General features: G+C 36.0%; 29 protein-coding genes. 16 read left to right on the forward strand and 13 right to left on the reverse strand.

Features of this window, described 5'->3' with window-relative positions:
- Positions 1-123 precede the first annotated feature (123 nt).
- From REB14_RS05285 to REB14_RS05315, 7 genes are all read left to right on the forward strand, one after another.
- Entirely contained in the window at positions 124-966 is an 843-nt protein-coding gene (locus tag REB14_RS05285) for a DUF5777 family beta-barrel protein (RefSeq protein WP_079243257.1), read from the forward strand.
- Position 967: 1 nt separating this feature from the next.
- Positions 968-1315, forward strand: a complete 348-nt coding sequence (locus REB14_RS05290) for a hypothetical protein (protein ID WP_034693212.1) — start codon at positions 968-970, stop codon at positions 1313-1315.
- Positions 1316-1325: 10 nt separating this feature from the next.
- Positions 1326-1871: a YceI family protein gene (locus REB14_RS05295; RefSeq protein ID WP_079243990.1), complete on the forward strand. Its 546-nt coding sequence runs from the start codon at positions 1326-1328 to the stop codon at positions 1869-1871.
- Positions 1868-2392: an ankyrin repeat domain-containing protein gene (locus REB14_RS05300; protein WP_079243256.1), complete on the forward strand. Its 525-nt coding sequence runs from the start codon at positions 1868-1870 to the stop codon at positions 2390-2392. Before REB14_RS05295 ends, REB14_RS05300 begins: the two co-directional genes overlap by 4 nt.
- 4 nt (positions 2393-2396) lie before the next feature.
- Entirely contained in the window at positions 2397-3182 is a 786-nt protein-coding gene (locus REB14_RS05305; protein ID WP_309521675.1) for a T9SS type A sorting domain-containing protein, read from the forward strand.
- Between the two features lie 177 nt (positions 3183-3359).
- Positions 3360-4205, forward strand: coding sequence for a GNAT family N-acetyltransferase (locus REB14_RS05310; protein ID WP_309521676.1), 846 nt, complete (start codon positions 3360-3362; stop codon positions 4203-4205).
- Positions 4206-4314: 109 nt separating this feature from the next.
- Positions 4315-5598 (forward strand): alkaline phosphatase family protein, encoded by a 1284-nt coding sequence (locus REB14_RS05315; protein ID WP_309521677.1) that lies wholly within the window; start codon positions 4315-4317, stop codon positions 5596-5598.
- A gap of 86 nt (positions 5599-5684) precedes the next feature.
- Here the strand turns inward: REB14_RS05315 and REB14_RS05320 are convergent, their stop codons facing one another.
- Entirely contained in the window at positions 5685-6563 is an 879-nt protein-coding gene (locus REB14_RS05320; protein WP_309521678.1) for an NAD(P)H-binding protein, read from the reverse strand.
- An 82-nt stretch (positions 6564-6645) separates the two neighbouring features.
- Between REB14_RS05320 and REB14_RS05325 the strand changes: the two genes are divergently transcribed.
- Complete coding sequence (locus REB14_RS05325; protein ID WP_309521679.1) at positions 6646-7074, forward strand: winged helix-turn-helix transcriptional regulator; 429 nt, start codon at positions 6646-6648, stop codon at positions 7072-7074.
- 52 nt (positions 7075-7126) lie between these two features.
- Here REB14_RS05325 and REB14_RS05330 read toward each other — a convergent pair whose 3' ends face one another.
- Complete coding sequence (locus tag REB14_RS05330; RefSeq protein WP_309521680.1) at positions 7127-8179, reverse strand: NAD(P)-dependent alcohol dehydrogenase; 1053 nt, start codon at positions 8177-8179, stop codon at positions 7127-7129.
- 22 nt (positions 8180-8201) lie between these two features.
- Entirely contained in the window at positions 8202-8606 is a 405-nt protein-coding gene (locus REB14_RS05335) for a cupin domain-containing protein (RefSeq protein WP_309521681.1), read from the reverse strand.
- Positions 8607-8737: 131 nt separating this feature from the next.
- Here REB14_RS05335 and REB14_RS05340 point away from each other — a divergent pair, with 131 nt between their 5' ends.
- From REB14_RS05340 to REB14_RS05350, 3 genes are all read left to right on the forward strand, one after another.
- A complete protein-coding gene (locus REB14_RS05340) occupies positions 8738-9640 on the forward strand; it encodes a helix-turn-helix domain-containing protein (RefSeq protein WP_309521682.1) in 903 nt (300 codons plus the stop codon).
- Between the two features lie 293 nt (positions 9641-9933).
- Positions 9934-11274, forward strand: a complete 1341-nt coding sequence (locus REB14_RS05345; protein WP_079243247.1) for a carboxylesterase family protein — start codon at positions 9934-9936, stop codon at positions 11272-11274.
- A 247-nt stretch (positions 11275-11521) separates the two neighbouring features.
- The gene (locus tag REB14_RS05350) at positions 11522-11689 is read left to right on the forward strand and encodes a hypothetical protein (RefSeq protein WP_158521389.1); all 168 of its coding nucleotides are present in this window, start codon (positions 11522-11524) and stop codon (positions 11687-11689) included.
- Between the two features lie 81 nt (positions 11690-11770).
- Here the strand turns inward: REB14_RS05350 and REB14_RS05355 are convergent, their stop codons facing one another.
- The 6 genes from REB14_RS05355 to lpxK form a co-directional block, all read right to left on the reverse strand.
- Complete coding sequence (locus tag REB14_RS05355; RefSeq protein ID WP_309521683.1) at positions 11771-13243, reverse strand: alpha-amylase; 1473 nt, start codon at positions 13241-13243, stop codon at positions 11771-11773.
- Between the two features lie 44 nt (positions 13244-13287).
- The gene (dinB, locus tag REB14_RS05360; RefSeq protein ID WP_079243246.1) at positions 13288-14385 is read right to left on the reverse strand and encodes a DNA polymerase IV; all 1098 of its coding nucleotides are present in this window, start codon (positions 14383-14385) and stop codon (positions 13288-13290) included.
- A 184-nt stretch (positions 14386-14569) separates the two neighbouring features.
- The gene (locus tag REB14_RS05365) at positions 14570-15022 is read right to left on the reverse strand and encodes a GNAT family N-acetyltransferase (RefSeq protein ID WP_309521684.1); all 453 of its coding nucleotides are present in this window, start codon (positions 15020-15022) and stop codon (positions 14570-14572) included.
- A gap of 89 nt (positions 15023-15111) precedes the next feature.
- Positions 15112-15627, reverse strand: a complete 516-nt coding sequence (locus REB14_RS05370) for a TlpA family protein disulfide reductase (RefSeq protein ID WP_309521685.1) — start codon at positions 15625-15627, stop codon at positions 15112-15114.
- A gap of 210 nt (positions 15628-15837) precedes the next feature.
- Positions 15838-16653 carry a purine-nucleoside phosphorylase gene (locus tag REB14_RS05375; RefSeq protein WP_309521686.1) on the reverse strand — a complete coding sequence of 272 codons (816 nt, stop codon included), beginning with the start codon at positions 16651-16653 and terminating at the stop codon, positions 15838-15840.
- Positions 16637-17662, reverse strand: a complete 1026-nt coding sequence (gene lpxK / locus REB14_RS05380) for a tetraacyldisaccharide 4'-kinase (RefSeq protein ID WP_079243242.1) — start codon at positions 17660-17662, stop codon at positions 16637-16639. Before lpxK ends, REB14_RS05375 begins: the two co-directional genes overlap by 17 nt.
- An 88-nt stretch (positions 17663-17750) precedes the next feature.
- Between lpxK and truA the strand changes: the two genes are divergently transcribed.
- From truA to REB14_RS05405, 5 genes are all read left to right on the forward strand, one after another.
- Positions 17751-18506: a tRNA pseudouridine(38-40) synthase TruA gene (gene truA, locus REB14_RS05385; RefSeq protein ID WP_309521687.1), complete on the forward strand. Its 756-nt coding sequence runs from the start codon at positions 17751-17753 to the stop codon at positions 18504-18506.
- Between the two features lie 23 nt (positions 18507-18529).
- Positions 18530-18871: a hypothetical protein gene (locus REB14_RS05390; protein ID WP_079243240.1), complete on the forward strand. Its 342-nt coding sequence runs from the start codon at positions 18530-18532 to the stop codon at positions 18869-18871.
- A 69-nt stretch (positions 18872-18940) separates the two neighbouring features.
- Positions 18941-19528, forward strand: coding sequence for a Crp/Fnr family transcriptional regulator (locus tag REB14_RS05395; protein ID WP_034696189.1), 588 nt, complete (start codon positions 18941-18943; stop codon positions 19526-19528).
- Between the two features lie 86 nt (positions 19529-19614).
- Positions 19615-20385 carry an alpha/beta hydrolase gene (locus REB14_RS05400; RefSeq protein WP_079243239.1) on the forward strand — a complete coding sequence of 257 codons (771 nt, stop codon included), beginning with the start codon at positions 19615-19617 and terminating at the stop codon, positions 20383-20385.
- A gap of 131 nt (positions 20386-20516) precedes the next feature.
- Positions 20517-22274 carry an ABC transporter ATP-binding protein gene (locus REB14_RS05405; RefSeq protein ID WP_079243238.1) on the forward strand — a complete coding sequence of 586 codons (1758 nt, stop codon included), beginning with the start codon at positions 20517-20519 and terminating at the stop codon, positions 22272-22274.
- A gap of 90 nt (positions 22275-22364) precedes the next feature.
- Here the strand turns inward: REB14_RS05405 and REB14_RS05410 are convergent, their stop codons facing one another.
- The 4 genes from REB14_RS05410 to REB14_RS05425 are packed head-to-tail and all read right to left on the reverse strand — an operon-like array spanning position 22365 to position 24880.
- A complete protein-coding gene (locus REB14_RS05410) occupies positions 22365-22979 on the reverse strand; it encodes a class I SAM-dependent methyltransferase (protein WP_309521688.1) in 615 nt (204 codons plus the stop codon).
- Positions 22976-23569, reverse strand: coding sequence for a hypothetical protein (locus tag REB14_RS05415; RefSeq protein ID WP_309521689.1), 594 nt, complete (start codon positions 23567-23569; stop codon positions 22976-22978). The genes REB14_RS05410 and REB14_RS05415 overlap by 4 nt, the downstream gene beginning before the upstream one ends.
- Positions 23559-24029 carry an RNA polymerase sigma factor gene (locus REB14_RS05420; RefSeq protein WP_309521690.1) on the reverse strand — a complete coding sequence of 157 codons (471 nt, stop codon included), beginning with the start codon at positions 24027-24029 and terminating at the stop codon, positions 23559-23561. The genes REB14_RS05415 and REB14_RS05420 overlap by 11 nt, the downstream gene beginning before the upstream one ends.
- The gene (locus tag REB14_RS05425) at positions 24029-24880 is read right to left on the reverse strand and encodes an alpha/beta fold hydrolase (protein WP_309521691.1); all 852 of its coding nucleotides are present in this window, start codon (positions 24878-24880) and stop codon (positions 24029-24031) included. The genes REB14_RS05420 and REB14_RS05425 overlap by 1 nt, the downstream gene beginning before the upstream one ends.
- Positions 24881-24904 lie beyond the last annotated feature (24 nt).

Consider the following 24904-nt stretch of genomic DNA (forward strand, 5'->3'; position numbering starts at 1 on the left):
TCAATTGTTTGAAAACTTTATTTCTATCATTGATAAAAACAATTTGACTGGTGACTTTTATCACCTATTTTTGAATTGAGAACTCAATAAGTTTGTTATATCATAATTTAATTCAAATTGTATATGACAAAAACTCTCTTATTTTTGTCAATGTTTTCTTCAGGTCTTGCCTTTGCACAGGAAGATCTGCTGAAAGATATTGACACTGTTAAAACCAATACAGAAACCTCACAACCCGCCTTCAAAGCCCTTCAGATTGTAACAGGGCAATCTACAAAACTTGCCGCCAAAAAAGAATGGTACATGATTGTTGCCCATAGATTTGGGGATATAAGTGCAGGATTTAAAGATTTTTTCGGACTGGATAATGCCTCAACCAAATTAGGTGCTATCTATGGTATTTCAGATGCGGTATCTGTAAGCCTGTCCAGAGAAACAAATATGAAAACCTTTGAAGGAGCAGTGAAATACAGACTGGTAAAACAAAGTGAAAACTTTCCGGTGGATATTGTGGGGTACAATGTAATGGGTGCTAATACTGAACTGGATAAAGATACGTATCCACACTTAAAATTCAGTGACAGGCTTTCTTACCTTACACAGGCATTGATCTCAAGAAGATTCAATGATAAGCTTTCTTTACAGCTTACTCCTTCCTTTGTTCATAAAAATCTTTATGAACCTACCATTGAAAACAAAAATCAGTTTCTGGCAGGCTTGGGAGGGCGCTACAAAATCTCAAAAAGAGTTTCTTTAAATGCAGAATACTTTGTGAATTTTGACGATCACAGTTTTTATAAAAACCCTTTATCATTGGGAGTAGATATAGAAACAGGAGGACACGTGTTCCAGCTTTTACTCACAAACTCCCAGATAAATTCAGATATCGGATATCTTACCAATGCTACAGGCGCATGGGGAAAGGGACATATTTTCTTTGGGTTTAATCTTTATAGAGTTTTTTAATATGAAAAAGCTAACATCCTTATTAGTATTGTCATCAGCAATCATACTGATGGCTTGTGACAGCAGAACTTATGAAGAGATTTCTGATAATACACCTATCACGGCACCTGTAAAATATACAGCTGATGTAAAACCCATTATGGATAACAGCTGCGCAGGCTGTCATTCTGCAGGAAGTTTTAAACCTCTGGTTACCTATGATCAGGTAAAAAATAATATTGACGGAATTCTGGATCGTATCCAAAGGCCTAATGGTGATCCGGAGAAAATGCCAAAGGGAGGATCTCTATCTGCAGCTCAGATCAATATGTTTATCAAATGGAAGGCTGACGGATTAAATGAAAATTAAAAAAAATGATATGAAAAAATTAGCATTATTAAGCGTATTACTTCTTTCTGCAGGCTACGCTTCAGCACAAAAATATAGCTCCAAAACAGGGAAAGTGACTTTTGAAGCTTCGGTTCCTCTGTTTGATGATATTTTTGCTCAGGATGACAACAATGTTGTTATTCTCAATGCAGATAATGGTGAAATGGCATCAGTCTCAAATGTCAAAAACTTTCATTTTAAAACAAAATTAATGGAAGAACATTTCAATGAAAGCTATGCTGAATCTGCAAAATATCCGAAAACCACTTTCAAAGGAAAGATTGTCAACTTTGATAAAACAAAGCTTACTGCAAGCCCTCAGAAATACACAGTTCAGGGAACACTAAACTTTCATGGAGTAGATAAAGCTGTTACCTCTGCTGCTATTTTATATGCAAAAGATGGAAAAATCTATATGCAAGGAGGCTTTATAGCAAGACCTGTAGATTATAAAGTAACCATTCCTAAAATGGTAACCAAAAAAGTGGCTGAAAACGTCAATATCGAATACAACTACATAATGGTAAAACAATGAGAAATATAATCTTAATATTAGGACTATTCCTGAGTTCATGGTTGTCTGCTCAGGAGAAGGCTAAATCAATATTTGATATTGCCAGAAGCGGAACAGTGGCTGATGTACAGCAACTGATGAAACAAAATCCTGATATCATTAACCAAACTAACGAGAACGGATTTTCACCCCTTATTTTAGCATGTTACAGAGGAAATATTCCCGTTGCTGAATTTTTAATTACACACGTTAAAAATATGAATTATGCAAGTGGGGAAGGAACTGCTTTAACGGCTACTGTATTTAAAGGAGATAGAAATCTTACTCAGAAATTATTACAGAACAATGCTGATCCAAATGTAGCGAACAGCAGTGGAGTAACTCCATTGATATATGCTGTTCAGTCTCAAAACAAAGAAATGGTTGAACTGTTACTAAAAAATAAAGCCAATAAAACATTATCAGATAAACAGGGAAAAACTGTTTTTGAATATGCTTTATTTTCTAAAAACCAAGATATTATTAACCTATTAAAAAATTGATCATATGAAATTAAAAACTACACTCGTATTATTGATCGGATTTTTTACTTTTTTAAATGTAAAAAGTCAATATTCGACAGGAACTGTGCCTCTTTTTTCTACACCAGGAGGAACAGATTTGGCTTATTCAGTTAAGATAGACCTTAGCCCTTCTTTAGTTACCCTTACCCTTGTAGGGCCTTCTACAGGATGGCTTGGAATGGCTTTTAATACCACAAATATGGATGATATCGGAAAGGATGTCGTAATCTTTGACGGGACGAATTTAAGTGACAGAACATTTAATGGACAGGGTGTGGTTCCGCCGTTGGATGGAACTCAAAACTGGACTGTAACATCCAATACGGTTGTAGGAAGTGTCCGTACTGTAGTTGCTACAAGAGCTTTAAACACAGGTGATGTGAATGATTATGCCTTTACTGTTCCTCCTACAAGTCCTCTCGATATTACTTATGGACGCAGATTATCAAATTTTACGATTGGTTATCACGGTTCTAACAGCTGTGGTACTACAGCTCTTAATTTTGCTGCTACTCTAGGAACTAGCGAAACAGCTTTAGAGAGCAAGAAAATAGTTCTTTATCCAAACCCTGCTAAAGAAACCGTAAGCTTAAAAAATGCTGATAAAATAAAATCTGTAGATATTTATGAATCTGCCGGAAGAAAAGTAAGATCTGTAAAACTTGAGGGAGAAAGTATTAGTATCAGAGATTTAAAATCTGGTATTTATTATTTTGAAATCATATTGAAAGATGGAACTACATCTTACGAAAAATTGATTAAAGAATAATTTTTCAGAAAAAACACACCTAAATATTTTTTTAAAACGGATACCTCTGACTTTTCAGAGGTATCTTTTTTTTCTTAAAGTCCCAATTTCAGGGAGTTTGCTTTAAAATTCATATATTTGTGTATATCCTGATTCTTAACAAAAGGAAGTCTCCTGACCTTACAATTTTTACGACCAATGGAATTTAAAACGTTAGCTAATATCACAATAGATGAACTCTTATCCGTGTTCAATCATTCATTTTCTGATTATGTTGTTCCTTTTCACTTAACGAAAGAAGTACTTGTTTCAAAAATTGCTGCAGAAAAATTAGATCTTAGTTTGTCTGCCGGAGCATTTGAAGATGGAAAACTGGTAGGCTTTATTCTTCAGTCTGAAAAAATTGAAAATGGTGAGAAAATTATTTACAATGGCGGAACAGGAGTAGTTCCGGAAAACAGAGGTAAAGGCCTGGTAAGAAAAATGTACGATTTTATCATTCCTGTTTTAAAAGAAAGAAATGCCAATACATTATTGCTTGAAGTTATCGAAGGAAATCAGCCTGCTATCAGAGCTTATGAAAATTTAGGATTTACAATTGTCAGAAGACTGCTTTGCTTTAATGGAAATATTAAACATGAAAAAGGAAATATTGAAGTATCCATACGAGACTTGAAAGACTTTCAATGGAATGTATTATGCTCATTCTGGGATATTGAACCTTCATGGCAGGGATCTGTTTTCGTATTGGAACCTATGCCGGAAAACTATGTGACTTTAGGTGCTTATAAAGGTGAAAATCTGGTTGGATATATTGTTTATGGTCCTGTTTCAAGAAAAATATATCAGTTTGCTGTAGATAAGAATTACAGAAATCAGGGAATAGGTACAAAGTTGTTTAATGCAATTAGAGAAAAAAATAACGGACAGTCTGTAGCCTTGAATAATGTGGATGATTCCTCAGAAAATACAGGTAAGTTTCTTAGCGAAAGAGTAGGACTGAATAATTGGCTGTCACAGTTTGAAATGAAAAGACCTATTTAGCAGGGATTAATTTTGACTCAAACAAAATAAGAGGTTTTAATATACTTTTAATCTCCTAAACTTTTCAGGCAGAAGTATAGGATGTAACTTTGCAGAAAATTTTAAAATAATGAAGCGAGGAATCCATTTTTTACTCCTGCTAATTTCCTTTACGGCTTTTGCACAACAAGCCAATATTGATACTGCCCAGGTAGTTATCTCGGGAAGGCAAAATAGCACTGAAGCACAGTCAAAACCTTATGTGATCATGATATCAACGGATGGTTTCCGTTATGATTATGCTCAGAAATACAATGCTGAAAACCTTTTGAAACTAGCTAATGGTGGAGTAAAGGCTGAAGCAATGATTCCAAGTTATCCAAGTATTACTTTCCCGAACCACTGGAGTTTAATCACCGGACTTTATCCTTCTCACCATGGCCTGATTGATAACTTTTTCTACGATTACAAGAGAAAAGAAGGCTATGCAATGAGTAGTAAAAATAATGCTGAGGATGGAAGCTGGTATGGAGGAACTCCGCTTTGGGGACTTGCTGAAAAGCAGGGAATGATCTCAGCTTCTTTAATGTGGGTAGGATCTGCCAGCGATGCAGGAGGGATAAGACCTACTTATTATTATCCGTATCATGAAAAATTTACCCCTTCCGAAAAAGTAGAAAAAGTAGTCAACTGGCTGAAATTACCGGAAGATAAAAGGCCTCACTTTATTTCATTATATTTCCCGGAAGTGGATGGAAGCGGACATCATTATGGTCCGGATACCAAAGAAACGGAAAATGCTGTTCATCTGATAGATCAGGCCATTGGTGATCTTGTTCAGAAAGTAAATGATTTAGGATTAAAAAATGTCAACTTTATTTTTGTTTCCGATCACGGAATGATCAAAGTAGACGGAGGTACACCGTTGGAGATTCCTGCTGTTCTTTTTGATAAAAACAGATTTGATTTTTACAATTCCCAGACCTTGCTGAGAGTTTACGTTAAAAATCCCGATGAGGTAAAAGCAGTTTACAAAGAACTGAGAGCTAATAAAACAGACGACTACGAAGTATATCTTGATAAAAAACTTCCCAGATATCTGCATTTCGCTACAAGAGATGACCAGTACAACAGAATAGGGCAGATTCTTCTGATCCCGAAAGCACCAAAGATTTTTCTTGAAAAAGGTAAGAAAACATCTGTTGGAAAACATGGTTATAACCCTAAAGTGGTACCGGAAATGAAAGCCACTTTCTTTGCCTGGGGACCTGAGTTTAAAAATAATCTGGTAATCGATGAATTTGCGAACATCAATGTTTATCCTTTGGTTGCTGAGGTTTTAGGATTAAAAATAGATCAGCCCATTGACGGAAAACTGAAAGTTTTAAAAGAAACCCTGAAAGAGAAAAAATAATCTTAAGATATCATACTAAAATAGAATCGGCGCACCAAAGGTGCGCCGATTCTATTTTTATCAATCTTGAAAAGACAAAAAGAAAATTAGAATTTAGAAGAAAACTCCTTCGCAAAATCTTCTAGCTTAATGTTTCCTGTTACGGGAGAACCATTATCAATAAAACCCTTTTGTACAACACCGGTTCTCATTCCTCTTCCCATTTCAACATACAGTTTGGCCATATCATCCGGTAAACCTGCCTGAAGCATTCCGTTTAAAGACTCTTCATCAGAGAATTCTACCCATGGAAGTTCAGGCTTATTAACAGAAGTTCCCAGAACTTTTGCAAAATCAGAAGCTTTTCTTACATCACTTACAATATATCTGATTGTATTGGTATTTCCGTTTTTTACCAGTTCCTCAGCAGCTGCTTTGGCAATATCATTAGGGTGTACAATGGGTACTTCAATATCTGCAGGATAATTTCCTCCAATGATTCCAGCATTTTGAATTAAAGGAATATCATTGAAAAAATTGTTATAAAAATATCCGGCTCTTAAAAAAGTAAAAGAAGTATTCTCTACTTCATTATATATTTTTTCAATATTGTGAAGTCCTGCAATCGGACCGTTTTCTACAGGAGATTCTGCTCCTACACTGCTGAGCATTACAGCTCTTTTTACTTTGGCATTTTTTAAAGCTTCAGCATAATTTTTCCCAGCATTGGTCGTGTTTTCTACAATCTTATCCGGGCTGATAGCCGGAGGAGTCATGACAAAAACAGCATCGGCTCCATCAAATGTTTGCGTTAAAAAATTGACGTCTGTAATAGATCCTATAGCTGGGGTTGCTCCCAGAGATTCAATATCCTGTTTTCTGGCATCGCTGCTGCTTACTACCGTAATATTATGCCCTTCGGCAATTAATTGTTGTGCTAATGGTTTAGCTACGTTTCCCAGTGATCCTGTGATTATAATTTTCATATATAAATATTTTTTTATTTCTGAGAACAAAGTTATATTTGTACTTACTTTTATACAAGTACTTACCCTAAAGTATGTAGATATGACAGCGATCAAAGAAAGTTCAACCATTCAGGAGAATAAAAAAACAGTGCAGGATTGTCCTGTAATGTATGTTATGGAAAGAATTGGCGGGTTTTGGAAACCAATCATCCTGTTTAATCTTTCCACAGGAGAAAAAAGATACAGCGAATTGAAAAAAGCAATTCCTGCCGTAACGGAAAAAATGCTTATCCAGCATTTGAAACAGCTTGAAACAGACGGACTCATTATCAGAACAGCAAAACCTGTAGTACCACCTCATGTGACCTATAAACTGAGTGAAGCAGGTAATGAACTGGCTCCAGTGATTGATGCCATGGCAGCATGGGCTTTTCAGGATATGGAAAGAAATGATATCAAATGTGCTGAAGGAAACAGATATATAACGAATCAGGATCAGAATGCTTTTAGCCAAAATCTGAAAAAATAAAACAGGCTCTTCGATCTGAAGAGCCTGTTTCTGTTACTATTCTGTAAAAGAATTATAAAGACTGCATATCAATAACGAAACGGTATCTTACATCGCTTTTCAGCATTCTTTCATATGCCTCGTTGATGTCCTGCATTTTGATTATTTCGATTTCCGAAACGATATTGTGCTCTCCACAGAAATCCAGTAATTCCTGAGTTTCTGCAATACCACCGATTACTGAACCTGCTACAGATTTTCTTCCCATAATCATAGGAACCGTATTCAGGATAGGTTCTAAACCTCCAAGATATCCCACAAGAACATGCGTTCCGTTGATATTTAAAGTAGTTACATACGGATTTACATCATGTACATAAGGAACCGTATCAATGATCACATCGAATTTCCCTTTTACAGAATTCATTTGTGCGTCATCAGTAGATATCACAACATGATCAGCACCCAATTGTTTAGCGTCCTCAGTTTTTCCCGGAGTTCTGGAGAATAAGGTAACTTCAGCTCCCAGCCCTTTAGCCAGTTTAATCGCCATGTGACCAAGGCCACCTAATCCTACAACAGCCACTTTAGAACCAGGACCTACATTCCAGTGTTTTAAAGGTGACCATGTGGTAATACCTGCACAAAGAAGTGGAGCTACTGCTGCCAGATCAAGATTTTCAGGTACTTTTAAAACGTGGTGAGAATCTACTACTACTTTTTGAGAATATCCTCCAAAAGTATGACCTCCCAAATGCTTGTCCTTCCCATTGTATGTTCCTGTGAAACCATTCAGACAATATTGTTCAAGATCATGCTGACAGCTGTCACAATGCCCGCAGGAATCTACAATACATCCTACTCCTGCAAGATCACCCACTTTAAATTTGGAAACCTCGCTTCCTACTTTTGTGATTCTTCCCACGATTTCATGTCCCGGAACTACAGGATACAAAGATCCGCCCCAGTCGTTTCTTGCTGTATGAAGATCAGAGTGGCATACCCCGCAGTATAGAATTTCAATCTCTACATCCTTTGAGGTTACTTCTCTTCTTTCAATATTCATTTCTTTCAGATCTGCTGTGGTAGACGCTGCACCATAAGCTTTTACTGTGATTGTACTCATTTTATATTTAGTTTATTTAGGGTTATACATTATTATATTCTTCATCCGTTACAGGCTGCATCCATTCTACGATTCCGTTTTGGGTATTAGGATTGATGGCAATATGGGTAAACGCACTATCAGGAGCTGCTCCATGCCAGTGGATAACATCCGGAGGGATATTAACAACATCTCCAGGGTTTAAAACCTGTGCTGGTTTCCCTTTTTCCTGATAAAATCCTGTTCCTGAGGTCACGATTAAAATCTGCCCGCCTCCATGAGAATGCCAGTTATTTCTGCATCCTGCTTCGAAAATCACATTTCCGATCTGACAGTTCAAATTGTCTTCATTGGGTTTAAGGATATGAACCCACGCTGTTCCGCCGGAAAAATAATCTGGGGAAGCCTTTTCTCCTTTTGGAAAAATGTTGGTATTAAAAGTTTCCATAACGGTACAAAAGTCGAAACTTTCACTTAAACCAGACTTATACAGATTACCGAATTACTTACCAATTTTACAGACCTCATTTTAATTACAAATGAAAGTGGTAATTTTGAATAGTAATAAAAATATACTTCATGGAAAATCAGGAGGTTGAAATCTATAATACGGTCTCGGAATATAATAAAATGGCCAATCATGAAACGCTGCACCCTTTGGTGAGTGTGATTGATTTTTCCAAATCCGATCCTATCTGTCAGTATAAAAGAAAATTTGGGTTTTATACCGTTTTCCTGAAAGATGTTATGTGCGGAGACATGCAGTATGGAAAACACAGCTATGACTACCAGGAAGGGACATTGGTTTTTATTGCTCCGGGGCAGACCTATGGAATTTATAATAAAGACAGACATGTTCAGCCTGCAGGATTTGCATTAATTTTTCATCCGGATTTAATAAAAGGAACCAACTTAGGGAAGAATATGAAAGACTATTCATTTTTCTCTTATGATGTACATGAAGCGCTCCACCTCTCTGAAAAAGAACGAGAAGTTGTCCTGGATTGTTTTAAAAATATTAAACTGGAACTGGAGCAGTCTATTGATAAACACAGTAAATCTTTAATTGTTAATAATATTGAGCTTTTTCTGAATTACTGTATGCGTTTTTATGACCGTCAGTTTATTACAAGAGATCATATCAATCAGGGAGTCATCGGGAAATTTGAAAATCTGGTAGATGACTATTTAAAATCTGAAAATCCAAAAAATATAGGTTTCCCAATGGTCAATTATTTTGCAGAAAAACTGAATCTGTCTGCCAATTATTTCGGAGATCTGATCAAAAAAGAACTGGGAATTTCCGCTCAGGAATTTATTCACAACAAACTTATTGATATCGCCAAAGAACAGATTCTGGATCAGGCAAAAACAATCAGCGAAATTTCTTATGATTTAGGCTTTAAATATCCACAACATTTTACAAGACTTTTTAAAACCAAAGTGGGAATTTCTCCGAGTGAGTATAAAATCCTGAACTAAGTTTTTTAACACGAATAACACTCATTGTTTCAAAAAAACACCATAATGATTTGTGGACATTAGTGTTTTCATTTGTGCAATTTGTGTTTAGATTATTTTTGGATTTTTAAACACGAATAACACTAAATTATTTCACAAATAACACCATGATAATTCGTGGAAATCTGTGTTTTCATTTGTGCAATTTGTGTTTAAACTATTTTTAGATTCTTAACATGAATAACACCATAATAATTGTGAAATTTGTGTTTAAATAACTAAATTTAGAGAGAAAAGTTTTCACCATTCTAAAGATGACACCAAATCAGCAGAACACCACTATTTTCGAGACTCGTTTCGGGAGAATTATCGCATTAAAAGATGATGGAGTAATCAGAATTAAAAGTATTCGCTATGCCTATTCTGAGAGGTTTCAAAAACCTGTTTCTATAGAGTATTCTTCATCATCACTTATTACTTCTCCTGAAAAAACTCCGGTCTGTCCGCAGTCTTTAAGTCCGCTTGTGGAAAAAATGATAGGGGCAACTCCTGTTGAAAGTTTCGAGGCTGATGAAGCTACGCAATACCTTTCCATAACCCGTCCGGAAATCATATCTGAAAATGAAAAATTACCTGTTGTAGTCTGGATTCATGGAGGCTCTCATGAAATAGGCTGTGGTGATCTTGCCACTGCCGATCCTGCCGAATGGGTGAAAGAACAACATATCATCGTAGTTACGGTTTCCTATCGTTTGGGGCTTTTTGGCTTCCTGGGAGGAGATGAAAAAAGACCTGCGAATCTTGGGCTGCTGGATATGATTGAAGCATTGAGATGGATTAAAAAATATATCGCAGAGGTAGGAGGCGATGAAAATAATATTACCCTTCTCGGCCAGTCTTCAGGAGGTGATGCTATTGCCCATCTTATGATCTCAGAAGGAATAGAAGATTTATTTCAGCGGGTGATTATACAGAGTGCTCCGTTGGGGCTTCGTCATAAAAGACAGAAAATGTCTGCGGAATTTCTTAAAAAAACAGAGTTGTTGAAGGATGAAACTGATGTTTTAAAAATGATGGATGAATACGGGAAATTTGTACCCTCTGTGATAAGATATGGCTTAAAAGCAGCAATGCCTTTTGGAACTCAATACGGATATTTCCCTTTGTGTACAGAAGAAGAGTCTGTAGATATGTGGAAAAAAAATGCTCAAAAATTTGATGTTCTGATTGGTTTAAATAATGATGAAACGGCATTTTATCTTAAAACCTCTGAAGCTTTAAATAAATATTTCGGAAAAGGATTCGGTTTAAAAATTATGGATAAAACGGTGGAAAAAACAACAGCATTGATCTATGGAAATCCCGCAAAGCAATTTGCTCATAATCTGGCAGATGCAGGAGGAAATGTCTATCTCTTCAGAATTCATTCAAAATTGAAAGACAACCCTATCGGAGCACCACATTGTATTGATCTTCCTTTGATTTTTGGAAATGAATCAGCCTGGAAATCATCTGAACTGCTGAAAGATATTCCATGGAGCCGTATTCATGAGCATGGTGAAAAATTAAGAGCTCTCTGGGCGGAATTTGCCCGTACCGGAAAAATAGCTGACACCTCCGAAAGACCCGAAATTCTGGAACTCAGAAAAATGTAGTTATACAGCAAGCTTATAACATCTCTAATCTTAACAATTATCCCAACTGGAGGTATAAACATTCCCATCCTTTGGAGGGGTGGCAAAAATTCAAAGAATTTTTGACGGGGTGGTTCATCATATTCTCAATATTTATCTCTAATAATGAAAATTGTATATACTCAATCAAGTAGTTGGTATTAAATGTTTATTCATAATTGTAATTTTAAATGTATATTTAATAACTAAACCATAAAAAATAATCATTATGAAAACGAAAAAAGAGTTCAAAGTAAGAAAACTTAACCGTGAGGAATTGAAGACTTTAAAAGCCGGAGATTTAAACTGGGGCAAAGTATGCTGTACTTCCAACGAAGACGGGCAATGTTGCGAGTGGGCCATAGATATCTGGAATTGCCGATATATCTATTGCTAAAATACAGCTTGATATACTGATAGATACAAGGCATATTGATTATCTGGTCAATGTGCCTTTTTATTTTATGAGAATATATTCTTATTCAGGAATCCAGACGCTTACATTTCCTGCCGGAACAGGGAAATTTCCCCAGCCGTTGTCGTCAATGATCACTTTATCTTTACATCTTTTCAAAAGGTCTTTAAATTTTTTCCCGGCATACAATGTTCCCATTTCCATAGGCTTATGGTAAGACTCTTTATTGCTTAGAACAACAGCACATCCGCTATGTTCATCATCTCCCGTACGTATCCAGCCAAGGCAGTTGGCATCCTCAAAATAATCATGTTGCTCACCATAAGCATGATCTTTTCTTGCTTTTAATAGCGCTTCAATGCCATCTACTTTAGGCATGAAAATTTCCTGATCATTACCTTCTCTGTCTTTATCCACATAATGAGCTCCATAGAGATCGGGATAAAATACACATGGATAGCCGTCTTTTCTCAACAAAATAAGGGCGTAAGCAATAGGTTTGAACCATGGTTCTACAGGAGCTTCAAGATCCTGAAGAGGTTGTGTGTCATGATTTGCAACTAAACTTACAGCATGCATAGGATCTGCCTGAGTGAGGGTTTCATCAAAAATTCTTCGGAGATCATAAGAACCGCCTTCTTTTGAGGCGTTGTGGAAATTGTTCTGCAGGGAGCTGTCAAAAAGACTCATACAGCCTTCCGTTACTTCAATATATTTTTGAAGCAGATGAAGATACCCCGGAGCCCAGTATTCTCCTACAGCGAAAATATTTTTTCCGGAATTGGAACGAAGCAGAGAAAGCCACTCTTTATAAAAATCAAAAGAAATATGTTTTAAAGCATCCAGTCTTACCCCATCGAAATCTGTCTGGTCAAAATACCATTTTGCCCAATTGTTGAGCTCTTCCCGTACAAAAGGATTCCGGTGTTCAATATCGTTATACATCAGATAATCGTAATTTCCTTTCTCATCATCAATCATTTCCTCCCAGTCATTTCCATATTCTGACTGTATTTTATAGATATGAGAATCCATCCCTTCAGCATAATCCACACCACTGAAGCAGGTAAAGTTCCATTCAAAATCAGAATATTTTTTTTCTCTTCCGGGAAACGTGAATTTTGTGTAAGATTCTATTTCGATAACATCAGAAATTACTTTTTCCCTGTTTTCCTCATCTACTTTTACAACGTTGAATTTTTCCAGTTCATCACCTCCGGCTTTATGTCCCAGAACAATGTCTACAATAACCTGTATACCCTGTTTCTTTAAAGCTTTAATGGCTTTAGTATAATCATTTTTTGTACCGTATCTGGTAGGAATGGTTCCTTTTTGATCAAATTCTCCAAGATCATAGAGGTCGTAGGCGTCATAGCCAATAGAATAACCACCATTTGTCCCTTTGTAGGCAGGAGGAAACCATACAGAGGTAATTCCAAGTTTTGCTAAATATCTGGCCTGCTTTTCGGCTTCTTTCCACAATTTTCCGTCTCCTTCAGAATACCAGTGGAAAAATTGGATCATGGTTGGGTTCATAGATTTGCTGATTTGGTTCATACAAGTTAGCAAAAAAATATCACCTATTCATTTTCAAATTCCTCAAACGGGATTTTTAGTTGAACGGAAACCTGCTTTTTTTCTTCCGTATTCAGTTGGGAGAGAGATAATCCAAGCAGACGCACAGCTTTATCAAAAGGACGAAGTTCCCAAAGTTTTTTCCCTGTGTTATAATACTGTTCTGGTGATGAATAATAATTTTCCCTTGTGATGCTTCTTGTAAAAAGAGAGAAGTCTTTATATTTTATTTTTAACGTTAAAGTTCTACCAAGAATATTATGTTTCTGTAATCTTTGATGAATTTCCTCTGCAAGGCTTTCCAGCTTTTCATTGATCTGCTGCTCATCTAAAAGGTCCTCAAAAAATGTTCTTTCCACAGCCACACTTTTCTGAATCCGATGAGGTTTTACTTCAGAAGTATGAATCCCGCGTACCACATTATAATAATGATTGCCAGACTTTCCGAAAATTTTGATCAGATCTTCAAGTGATCTTTTCTTTAAATCTTTTCCTTTATAAATTCCTAAACTAAACATTTTATTAGCCGTCACTTTTCCTACACCATAAAATTTTTCCACAGGCAATTCTTCCAGAAAGTGCTCCATTTTATCAGGATGGATGGTTTTCTGGCCGTTCGGTTTATTAATATCGGAAGCTACTTTAGCTAAAAATTTGTTGACGGAAATTCCTGCAGAAGCCGTAAGTCCAGTCTGTTCAAAGATTTTCTGACGAATTTCTTTGGCAATCAGATTGGCAGATTCCATTCCTTTTTTATTTTCAGTGACATCCAGATAGGCCTCGTCCAGAGATAAGGGTTCTACCAGATCTGTATATTCATAGAAAATTTCCCGGATTTTTTTTGAAATTTCTTTATATCGGGCAAATCGGGGAGGAACAAAAATAAGCTGAGGACATTTTTCTTTGGCTGTTTTACTAGGCATTGCAGAGCGAACACCATATTTTCTGGCTTCATAACTTGCAGCTGCAACGACCCCGCGATGCTGGCCTCCTACAGCAATCGGCTTGCCTTTCAATGTAGGATTATCATGCTGCTCCACAGAAGCATAGAATGCATCCATATCCACATGAATAATTTTACGAAGAGGCAAAGAAAAATCCATATACAAAGATATGGATTCCTTTATTTATGGTAAATTATTTTAAGAAGGTAAGTCTGAATTTGGGAAAGGGAAGTTAATGAGGACAATATAAAAATTGAATGTCATTTATTGAAAATTAATTTAAAGAACAAGTAATTATTAATTGCACTGAAATTACTTCCAGCTTCGATCTTCCAGCCTTTTACTATTTCAGTCTCATGGTGAGAAGATGAGGTTCAAAACCTGCCTTTTCATAAGCTTTGATAGCAGATTCATTTTGAGCATATACATCAAGTCTTACCTCACTGATTCCCCTTGATTTTGACCAGGAAATGAGTTCATCGGTAATCACTTTATTGATTCCTTTTCCTCTATGTTCCGGCTTTACATACATAAAACCCAGATAAGAATACTTTTCAAATTGGTTGTAATATTTTTCCGACTTTTTAATCAGAGCATACCCGGATGCAATGATTTCATTATTCTCTTCAGCAACAATTACATTTGCGTCAGAAGATTGGATCAGAAATTTTAAATCATAATAATGGATCTCTCCTTCAATAAGTGTACTGTTGAAAGGTCTTTCAGCAGTAATCACTCCCTGTTCAAATTCTAAAAGAATTTCTAAATCCTGTTCTGTGGCTTCTCTTGTGATCATGGTGTTAAATAAATAAAATTTTAAAACTCATTGAAATCTGATGATTTTCAATGAGTTTTTATGTTTTTTCAGATTAAAATAAATGACAATTATTTTAAAAGCTTGTCAATAGTTTGCTGAAGTTCTGGGTCTTCGGGGGAAATTGCATAATATTTTGCAATAGAAGATTTCTGATCAATAACCATATATCTGGGAATCCAGTTAAGATCCACATAATTGTTAAAATCATTTTTCCAGCCTGTAGAAAACCAATAATTTTCTTTGTTTTTCATATCAAATCTTTCAAGACTTTTTTCAAACCCTTCTTTTGAACGGTCTAATGATAGAAATACAAAATCAATATTCTTGTTATTTTCTTCTAATTCCTTAGCTTTTGGAAGGGCATTTAAACAATCTCTGCACCATCCTGCCCAAAAATCAATGACTAAAACTTTTCCTTTATGCTGATTTAGAATCTGCTGAATGGTAATGGCTTTTCCTTCTTCATCTTCCAGTTTTTGCTGTAAAGCTTCTTTTGAAAATCCTGTTTTAAGGACAGTGGGGACTTTTTGTGAATAGCTTATCCCAAAAATACCCATCATAAAAATTAATATCAACTTTCTCATCTTGAACAATTTCATTTGTACAAATCTAAACAATGAATGGCAATCTGGGATTGATTTCTTTGGAATTAGTAAAAATTTATAATATTGATGTATTCTATGAGGTAGGAGAGTGGGAATGTAAAAACCACCCCGTCAAAAATTCTATTGAATTTTCGCCACCTCTCCAGTAGAGAGGAATATTGAGACTTCCAGTTGTAATGCTGGACGATTTTACTGATAGTTTTTAATCAAACCTTTAACAACAGAAATTACGTTAGGCATTGCTTTGTTGGCGGCATTCAAAACTTCTTCGTGAGAAACGGCAAACGCTACATCGGGACCGCCAAGATCTGTAATTACGGAAATACAGAAAACATCCATTTCCATATGTCTGGCAACGATGACTTCGGGTACCGTGCTCATTCCTACCATATCCCCACCAATAGCTTTAATCATTCCGTATTCAGCCGGAGTTTCAAAAGTGGGTCCCTGAAGGGCAACGTAAATTCCCTGATGAATTTTGATATGTTGATCTGCAGCGACCTGTTCTGCAGTAGCAATCATTTTTTTGTTGTAAGGCTCACTCATGTCCACAAAACGTGGTCCAAGTTCATCTATATTTTTTCCGCGAAGAGGATGCTCAGGCATCATATTGATGTGATCTTTCAGGATAACAATATCAGCAACGCTGTAAGCAGGATTTACCCCTCCACAGGCATTGGAAAGAATAAGATTTTGAATTCCCAGCAGATGAAAAACTCTTATCGGGAAAGTAACGGTTTCCATTGAATGTCCTTCATAATAATGGAAACGGCCGCTCATCATCAGTACTTTTTTCCCTTCCAATATTCCATAAATCAGTTTTCCGGTGTGCCCGGCCACTGTAGTTTGTGGAAAATGAGGAATATTTTTGTACTCTAAAATATGGATGGGTTCTACTTCATTTTGTAATTTTCCCAGTCCGGATCCTAAAACAACCGCAAAATCAGGAGTTTCCTGAATAATATTTTTGATAAAATCCGCGGTCTCTTTAATTTTTTCTAACATAATCCAAGATGATTTGATTGAATTCTTCTTTCTTATCAATAAGTACATTGATAGGCCAGTAGTAAACAATTTCTCTAAGATAGTCAAAAGTTTTCAGACGTACGTAATCTTTCTCTGTGGTTAATATCAGTTTATATTCTCCTAGTTTTTTGTATTCGGCAAGGATTTTTTTTATATCATCATCGGTGAAATTATGATGATCCCTGAATTTTAAATGTTTCACCCTTTTTGAGAATTTGGCCAGATGTTCCAGAAGTGGTTTTGGATTGGCAATTCCGGTAATCAGTAAAATATCATAATAATTCAGGTTGTTATCCGGAAGCATTTTATCTTTTCCGTATACATTTTCGTCGTAACCAATGGATGAAAAGAAGACTTTCTGCCCATAGGAAGGTCTTATTCTTGAAATATAATACCTTTTTGTTTCCTCTGTCAGTTCATCAGGACATTTACTGACCATGATGATATTGGCTCTTTTATATCCAGCTCTCGATTCTCTGAGGTCTCCGGCAGGAAGCACATAATCTTTAAAAAAAGGATCGTTAAAATCAGTCATCAGAATATTGAATCCAGCCTTAATAGCTCTGTGCTGCATGGCATCATCCAATACAAGAACCTGAAGATCCATATCATCAATTACTTTTTTAGCTCCGGGAACACGTTCTTCCGAAACGGCAATAACAAAACGGTTTTTAAAACGCTCAAAAAGCTGCATGGCTTCATCACCCACCATTTTGTAGTTGCTTTCGTAATTGGTTACTTCATAACCTTTGGTCAGCCTTCCATAGCCTCGTGAAAGCACACCGGTTCTGTAATGTTTGGATAGGAACTGAGCAAGATACATCACCATAGGTGACTTTCCGCTTCCGCCCACAGAAAGGTTTCCGACATTGATTATCGGTGTTTTGAATTTTGTCGACTTAAAAATTCCCAGATCATACATTGTGTTCCGGATACCCGTTACCAAATGATAACCAAGGGAAAAAGGATAAAGGTACCATCTTTTCATACGATTGCAAAAATAGGAATTTTCATAGGCATTTGGTGTAATATTCTCAAAGACTTTTCAACAAATATTTCGTTAAATTAAAGTATTTTTGTGGAGTTATTACAATACATTGAGATACTTTATTGAATTTTCTTACAACGGAAAGAATTATTTCGGCTATCAGATACAGCCGGATGCCATTTCTGTGCAGGAAGAACTGGAAAAAGCGCTGTCTACAATTTTGCGCCAAGAGATTAAGACTACAGGAGCGGGAAGAACTGATACCGGGGTTCATGCCAAAAAGATATTTGCCCATTTTGATACTGAAAAGGAACTGGACGACCAGCTTACACGCAGGCTGAATAGTTTTCTTCCGCCTGATATTTCCATTAAAAGGATTTTTCCGGTAAAAGATGATTTTCACGCCCGTTTTGATGCGACTTACAGGACTTATGAATATTATATCTCACTGGAAAAAAATCCGTTTACCCAGGAATCTGCATGGCAACACTGGAAAAGATCTCTGGATATGGATGCGATGAATGAGGCCTGTAAGATTCTTTTTGAATATGAAGATTTCACCAGTTTTGCCAAATTGAAAACCGACAACAAAACGAATATCTGCAAAATCTACAAAGCAGAATGGGAACAGAGCGGAACAGAGCTGAAATTTACCGTTTCAGCCAATCGTTTTCTCAGAAATATGGTTCGTGCTATTGTAGGAACGATGGTAGAAATTGGTACAGGAAAGCTGAAACCGGAAGATCTCCGTAAAGTAATTGAAGATAAAAACCGCAATGCTGCAGGTACTTCAGCTCCGGGACACGGGCTGTATCTGGTGGATGTGGGATACGATTTTAAATAAAAACTAAAAACAAAATAATAATCATGTTATCAATTTTTATTCTTATCGGTGCTTACCGATATTATGCACAATTAGCCGAAAGATTTGGAAAAACAAAATGGCAATACGGTGTTTTGGCTATTGGAATTTATCTGGGAACCCAGATTGTGTTAGGGATGAGTTACGGTGTGTATTTGGGAATAACAGATCCTGAATCCGTAGATAATGTAAATTATACAGGATTTTCCGGAGTGAATATCGTAGGTTGGCTAATCTCTATTGTTGCCGTTTGGGGTGTTTATAAACTCCTTGAAAATAAGTTTATAAAAGAAAGACCGGCAAAAACCATCGAAATTGAAGAAATAGGGAAGGCTATTGATCAGTAACATTTCTCTTTTTAGTATCAGAAAATAAGATTATTTTTAAATAATGTAAGGGATACTAAAAAAATAATCATGACTGAAATTGAAAAACTAGCCTTCGCATTACATCATTTTGCCGGACTTTCAGAAGAAGATTTCAGATTGTCTGAACAATTTTGGCTTCCTAAGGAATATAAAAAAGGAGATTTTTATAATCTTCAGGGAAATGTCTGCTCTTATTTGGGGTTTATCGTTGATGGAGTTTTCCGTTCTTACGTTATTAATGGAGATACCGGAGAAGAGAAGAATGTTTTTCTGTATTCTGCCAATGGCTTTGTTGTTCCTTTTAAAAGTTTTCTGAATCAGATTCCATGTGATTATTTTACACAGGCTCTTACGGATGCCTCCATTATTTTTATCCGACATACTGATTTACTTTCGCTTTATCAGCAGTCGCATCAATGGGAAAAATTCGGACGGCTTATGGCACAGGCAGCATTTAATATTACCATGACAAGGGTAGAGGGGTTTTTATTAAAGTCTCCGGAAGAACGCTATCTGGATCTTATGAAAGAGCATCCGGATATTTTCAGCAATGTTCCGCTGTATCATATTTCTTCTTATCTGGGCATTCAGGGACCTTCTCTGAGTAGGATAAGGAAAAGAATTTCAGGGAAATAGTACGATTTTAACCTGAGTTAAAGTTTTCGTCATTTTATCTGCGGAAATTTGTTTCATCATTTTAACAATATAAAAAAGTAAAAAATATGAAAACAAAAACTATCGTATTAATTCATGGATTATTTGTGAATAATACAAGCTGGAAAGAATGGAAAACCTATTTTGAAGCTCAGGGGTATACCGTGCATACGCCTTCAAATCCGGGACATGAAGGAGATCCGGTGAATTTAAAAAACAATATCCCTCAGGAATTGCGACATGTGGGCTTTGATGATACCGTAAATAATCTTGTAAAACTGATTGACAGCCTTCCTGAAAAACCTATTGTTATCGGCCATTCTTTTGGAGGACTTATGGTTCAGAAGCTGATTGATATGGGAAAAGCTGCAGCCGGAGTAAGTATTGATGGAGCACCTCCAAAAAATGTAATGGCTCCTTTTTCTACAGTAAAAATTGTTTGGCCGGTGGTTAACTTTTTCAAAGGAAACAGCCCGTTTTTAGGAACGAAAGATTGGTATCACAAAGCTTTTTTTAATAATTATTCTAAAGAAGAAAGTGATAAATTGTATGAAAAGGTAGCTGCTCCCGAAAGTCGAAAACTGGCAAGAGATCCTTTACTCAAAGCTTCTGCGAAATTAGATCTAAAGAAACCCCATCAGCCACTGTTGTTTATTGCTGGCTCTAATGATAAAATTTTTCCTGCTGAATTTTCAAAAAAAATTGCGGGAGCTTATAAAGATTCGAACAGTATTGTAGATTTTAAAGAATTTGCAGGGAGAAGTCATTTCATCTGTGGAGAAAAAAATTGGGAAGAAGTAGCAGAATATGTTCTGGGCTGGATACAAAAAAATGCTTAATATATTCATATTGTAAATGGTAGGTATCTTATATTTTCTATGACGATTTGCGAAAGTTGTAAAGGCAGTCCGGTTATAAAGTCTTATTTTTGCATAGAATTTTATTTTAATTCTTTCTTTCGATTCGTACAATGAAAAAACAAGATACCTGGGGAATTATAAAAAGGCTGTTCTTTATCGGAATGAAGTTTCGTTCTTGGTTCATCCTTACTCTTATTATTTCCATATTCCTTTCCATCGTTTCTACTTATAGGCCTTATCTTACAATGCAGGTGGTGGATAATGACATTACAAAGCTCCATGATAAGGCTTTGATGATGAAGCATATCTATATCCTTGTAGGATTGGTATTTGCAGAAACTATATTAAACTTTTTCCTGGTTTATTTTTCAAATTTCATCTCGCAGAATGTGATCAGGGATATCAGAGAGCGTTTATATGCTAAACTGATTTATTTCAAAACTTCATTTTTTGATAAAACGCCAATTGGTCAGTTGGTAACGCGTGCTGTAGGAGATGTGGAAACCATTGCTACAGTATATACAGATGGATTCCTGATGGTATTCGGAGATATTCTGAGAATTCTGTTTGTACTGGTGATGATGTTCAGTACCAATGTTCACCTGAGTTATATTACACTGGCTATTTTACCTTTAATGGTATTGATTACGAGATTTTTTCAGAAAAGACTGAAAAAAGCTTTCGGAGATGAAAGAAACTGGACAGCCAATCAAAACTCATTTGTTCAGGAAAGACTGGCAGGAATGTCAATCATTCAGGTCTTCAACAGACAGGAATCTGAGTTCAAAAAATTTGATGATATCAATATTACGCTGAAGGGAGCATTGCTGAGAACTGTATTTATTTTCTCACTGTTTTTTCCTGTAGTGGAACTTATTTCTTCATTATTCATTGGTTTTATTCTTTTCTATGGAGGATATATTACGATCAGCGCCGGAGTTGTGATTGCTTTTATCCAGTATATTTCAATGCTGATCCGTCCATTAAGACAGATTGCAGACCGTTTTAATAATATCCAGCGAGGAATTGTAGGAGCAGAAAGAGTATTGGGATTGATGGATGAGGAAAACTCAATGCTTAATAACGGAACGGTGAAGAAAGATCATTTTGCAGGAAAAATTGAATTCCAGAAAGTACATTTTGCGTATGATGAAAAGCAGGAAGTACTGAAAGGAATTGATTTTAAAGTAAATCCGGGAGAAACAGTAGCGATTGTAGGAGCAACAGGTGCCGGGAAATCTACCATTATCAGTTTGATTACAAGATTATATGATATCAACTCCGGAAATATTCTGATTGATGATGTGGATTTAAAAGATTATGAATTGTATAACCTGAGAAGTCACATCGGGGTAGTATTGCAGGATGTTTTCCTTTTCCACGGAAGTATTTTCGAAAATCTTGCTTTTGGAGATGACAGCATCACATTGGAGAAAATAAAAGCAGGTGCCAGAGAAATTGAAGTAGATCAGTTTATTCAGCAGCTTCCTGGCGGATATGATTATGTAGTAAGCGAAAGAGGTTCGTCCATTTCTTTAGGACAGAGACAGCTGTTGTCTTTCCTGAGGGCTTATTTATCAGATCCGAAAATTTTAATTCTGGATGAAGCTACCTCTTCCATTGATCACGAAAGTGAAAAGCTGATTCAGAGAGCCACAGAAAAAATTACCAAAAACAGAACATCCATTATTATTGCTCACAGACTTTCCACCATTGAAAAAGCGGATAAGATCATTGTGATGGAACATGGTAAAATTGTAGAAGAAGGAAAACACCTTGAACTTCTGGATAAAAATGGATACTATGCTACGCTTTACAAAGCTCAGCTTCGTCATGAAGTGGAATTGGAAGAAGAAAAAGAATCATAATAAAGAACTGTTTCAAAGTTTAGATAAACAAAAAAGAGAGTCATTACCGGCTCTCTTTTTTTATATTTAAATAAAAATATATACAATTCATTAATGCGTTTTAAAACAGCAGAACACAAAATTCTGAACGGTCTCAAAAGGGGTTGTGTGATCTTCGGTAATACATTGTAGCTTTTTAAAACTTTTTTCAAATTTTTCTGTTAATGATTCCTCATCATACTGCTGAATATCTAATCCGCTGCATTTGGTAGGGCCATTTTTCGAAAAAGTTCCAATGATCATAAAATGGTTTACATTTTTCTCCGCAATATTGGTGTATTTTGAGACCTGGTCCGGAGTTGTCAGAAAGTGAAAAGCAGCTCTGTCATGCCAGATATCATAGCTTTCTGTAGGTTCGAAGGCTGTAATATCTGTGACAATCCATTTTATTTTACTGGCAGCATCTCCGAGTCTTTCCTGTGCCTTTTCCAGAGATTTGGCAGAAATATCAAGCACTGTAATATTTTCATATCCTTCTTCAAGAAGAAAATCAACAAGGTTACTGTCTCCACCACCAATATCAATGATGCTGGCATCTTTTCCCAATCCGGAAGATTTTATAAAATCAAGAGAGGTTTGAGGTTTTTTCTGGGTCCAGCTTACCTGATCAGGATTTTTGGTTTCATATACATTTTCCCAGTGGTTTTTGTTGTCAGAAGATATCATGATTCTTTTAATTGATTATTGATCTCTTCAAATTTATTAATTAATTCGTCAAGTTTTTCCTGCTGTTTCTTTATGGTTCGGGGTCTTAAGTAAAACCAGTTGAAAGCGATCCATGCACATGTCATAGCATATGCTAGAATACCAAAACCAATGGCCATTTTCGATGTGTATTCATACATATAAAAACAAATTCCGAGAAAGAGCATCATAAAATACAAATTGAGTATCGTTGTCTCCATCCATTTCTGTTTGTTTTTTACCACGTATAAACTTTGTAGATATTCATGGTTAGATTGAGTCTGATCAATTTTGTAAAAAACCATAAACATTTTGTTATAGGCCAATAGAAAGATAACCATACCCAGAACTACAAGCACGATTCCGATTTTTGTTGTGATCATTTCCGGCTGATAACGGTACCAGATGAAAAGAATTACTAATGAAGTAGCGATTAATCCAATATTAGCAAAGATGAGTCTGCGCAGATTCTGGTTTCTGAATTTTTTTAGCTTTCCAAGAAGCTCCTCCAGATTAGGTTTGTTGGAAGTCTGCTGCTTCCATATATTTTTGAAATCAATATTAGTAGCCATTTTCTTTAAACTTTTGCGTTAATTTTTCTTTTATCCTGTGAATCTTTACCCTGATGTTGGATTCTGAAAGTCCTACGATATGAGCTATTTCAGCCTGTTTTATCTCTTCAAGTTCCAATGAAATAATAATTCTGTCTGTTTCAGGCAACTCTGAAATAAACTGATAGAGCATTTGAATCTGAGGTTCCATAGATTCCTGTTTTTTTTCTTCCAGGTTGATGGGTAAATCTGTTTTGGTAAATTTCTTTTCCTTTTCAATCTGTCGGAGACAGTTGTTAGAAGCTATTCTGAAAATCCATGTTCCTACGCTGGATTCATTCCTGAATTTCGGGAGGTGCTGCGAGACAATGATAAATGTTTCCTGAGCAAGATCCTGAGCAATCTCAGTATCATTCACATATCCCATGCATAAGCGGAATATCCTTTGCCAGTAGAGTTCGTATATCTCTTCAAAAGCCATTATTTCGCAGATAAAAAGTTGTTAAGTTGGCTAAAATACCAATCCTTATCATCGTACATAATGAAATGTAATCCTTTTGAAGCATACTGCATATTGGCATTCTTTACATTTTTGTATTGCCCTTCAATAGCGGGTTTAAGGCTAACAAAAAAGGATTCCAAAAGAATAAGGGAAGGACACTGGATGTTTTTTATTTTTTCTCTGAGATCGGTATTATAAAAATCGCAGTACATTTTAGCAAATGTTTTTCGGTCTGATTTCATGCTCCAGCTGATCACGGTTTCCTGCATAGAAGTATCTGCTAAGAGACGTGGTATAGCCTGAGCCTGCATTTTTCGGAACTGTTCATCATTCATCGCTGTTAACTGAGTAATGGTAGCCGAACAGTCATTGTTTTCTTTAGAAGTAAAATTAGGATCAGATAAGGCTGCCAGGCAGGGCAGCGTATCTACAATAATAATTTTGCCTACAAGTTCGGGATAGTCGGCTGCAATAGCTAATGCAAGACCGCCTCCCATACTATGTCCGATAAGAATAGGTTTGTCAATTTTATTATTTTTGATGTAAGCAGCTATTTCTTTTTCCCAGTCTTTAAAGCTGGCATCTGCCTGTGGTTTTGTTCCGGCAAATCCTGCCATCGTTAAAGTATAACAGGTGAAATCTTTTTCAAACTTTGCAGTGGTTTCGTTCCAAACATCTCCTGAAGAAGCAAACCCCGGAATGAATAGTAAAGATTGATTTCCTTTTCCTGTTTTCTTTACTTCAAACGGATAAGTTATTTGTTGCCCGAATATATTGCATACTGCTAAAAAAAATAACATGATGATCAAAAGGAATGTGAATTTTTTCATGATTTCTAAAGTTTTAAAGTTTAT

Source organism: Chryseobacterium metallicongregator, from assembly GCF_031324065.1.
Lineage (GTDB): Bacteria > Bacteroidota > Bacteroidia > Flavobacteriales > Weeksellaceae > Chryseobacterium > Chryseobacterium metallicongregator.

Excerpts from the sequence above, each read along its gene's own strand:
- REB14_RS05285 (WP_079243257.1), top strand. The coding sequence starts at position 124 with ATGACAAAAACTCTCTTATTTTTGTCAATGTTTTCTTCAGGTCTTGCC.
- REB14_RS05290 (WP_034693212.1), top strand. The coding sequence starts at position 968 with ATGAAAAAGCTAACATCCTTATTAGTATTGTCATCAGCAATCATACTG.
- REB14_RS05295 (WP_079243990.1), top strand. The coding sequence starts at position 1,326 with ATGAAAAAATTAGCATTATTAAGCGTATTACTTCTTTCTGCAGGCTAC.
- REB14_RS05300 (WP_079243256.1), top strand. The coding sequence starts at position 1,868 with ATGAGAAATATAATCTTAATATTAGGACTATTCCTGAGTTCATGGTTG.
- REB14_RS05305 (WP_309521675.1), top strand. The coding sequence starts at position 2,397 with ATGAAATTAAAAACTACACTCGTATTATTGATCGGATTTTTTACTTTT.
- REB14_RS05310 (WP_309521676.1), top strand. The coding sequence starts at position 3,360 with ATGGAATTTAAAACGTTAGCTAATATCACAATAGATGAACTCTTATCC.
- REB14_RS05315 (WP_309521677.1), top strand. The coding sequence starts at position 4,315 with ATGAAGCGAGGAATCCATTTTTTACTCCTGCTAATTTCCTTTACGGCT.
- REB14_RS05320 (WP_309521678.1), bottom strand. The coding sequence starts at position 6,563 with ATGAAAATTATAATCACAGGATCACTGGGAAACGTAGCTAAACCATTA.
- REB14_RS05325 (WP_309521679.1), top strand. The coding sequence starts at position 6,646 with ATGACAGCGATCAAAGAAAGTTCAACCATTCAGGAGAATAAAAAAACA.
- REB14_RS05330 (WP_309521680.1), bottom strand. The coding sequence starts at position 8,179 with ATGAGTACAATCACAGTAAAAGCTTATGGTGCAGCGTCTACCACAGCA.
- REB14_RS05335 (WP_309521681.1), bottom strand. The coding sequence starts at position 8,606 with ATGGAAACTTTTAATACCAACATTTTTCCAAAAGGAGAAAAGGCTTCC.
- REB14_RS05340 (WP_309521682.1), top strand. The coding sequence starts at position 8,738 with ATGGAAAATCAGGAGGTTGAAATCTATAATACGGTCTCGGAATATAAT.
- REB14_RS05345 (WP_079243247.1), top strand. The coding sequence starts at position 9,934 with ATGACACCAAATCAGCAGAACACCACTATTTTCGAGACTCGTTTCGGG.
- REB14_RS05350 (WP_158521389.1), top strand. The coding sequence starts at position 11,522 with ATGAAAACGAAAAAAGAGTTCAAAGTAAGAAAACTTAACCGTGAGGAA.
- REB14_RS05355 (WP_309521683.1), bottom strand. The coding sequence starts at position 13,243 with ATGAACCCAACCATGATCCAATTTTTCCACTGGTATTCTGAAGGAGAC.
- dinB (WP_079243246.1), bottom strand. The coding sequence starts at position 14,385 with ATGGATTTTTCTTTGCCTCTTCGTAAAATTATTCATGTGGATATGGAT.
- REB14_RS05365 (WP_309521684.1), bottom strand. The coding sequence starts at position 15,022 with ATGATCACAAGAGAAGCCACAGAACAGGATTTAGAAATTCTTTTAGAA.
- REB14_RS05370 (WP_309521685.1), bottom strand. The coding sequence starts at position 15,627 with ATGAGAAAGTTGATATTAATTTTTATGATGGGTATTTTTGGGATAAGC.
- REB14_RS05375 (WP_309521686.1), bottom strand. The coding sequence starts at position 16,653 with ATGTTAGAAAAAATTAAAGAGACCGCGGATTTTATCAAAAATATTATT.
- lpxK (WP_079243242.1), bottom strand. The coding sequence starts at position 17,662 with ATGAAAAGATGGTACCTTTATCCTTTTTCCCTTGGTTATCATTTGGTA.
- REB14_RS05390 (WP_079243240.1), top strand. The coding sequence starts at position 18,530 with ATGTTATCAATTTTTATTCTTATCGGTGCTTACCGATATTATGCACAA.
- REB14_RS05395 (WP_034696189.1), top strand. The coding sequence starts at position 18,941 with ATGACTGAAATTGAAAAACTAGCCTTCGCATTACATCATTTTGCCGGA.
- REB14_RS05400 (WP_079243239.1), top strand. The coding sequence starts at position 19,615 with ATGAAAACAAAAACTATCGTATTAATTCATGGATTATTTGTGAATAAT.
- REB14_RS05405 (WP_079243238.1), top strand. The coding sequence starts at position 20,517 with ATGAAAAAACAAGATACCTGGGGAATTATAAAAAGGCTGTTCTTTATC.
- REB14_RS05410 (WP_309521688.1), bottom strand. The coding sequence starts at position 22,979 with ATGATATCTTCTGACAACAAAAACCACTGGGAAAATGTATATGAAACC.
- REB14_RS05415 (WP_309521689.1), bottom strand. The coding sequence starts at position 23,569 with ATGGCTACTAATATTGATTTCAAAAATATATGGAAGCAGCAGACTTCC.
- REB14_RS05420 (WP_309521690.1), bottom strand. The coding sequence starts at position 24,029 with ATGGCTTTTGAAGAGATATACGAACTCTACTGGCAAAGGATATTCCGC.
- REB14_RS05425 (WP_309521691.1), bottom strand. The coding sequence starts at position 24,880 with ATGAAAAAATTCACATTCCTTTTGATCATCATGTTATTTTTTTTAGCA.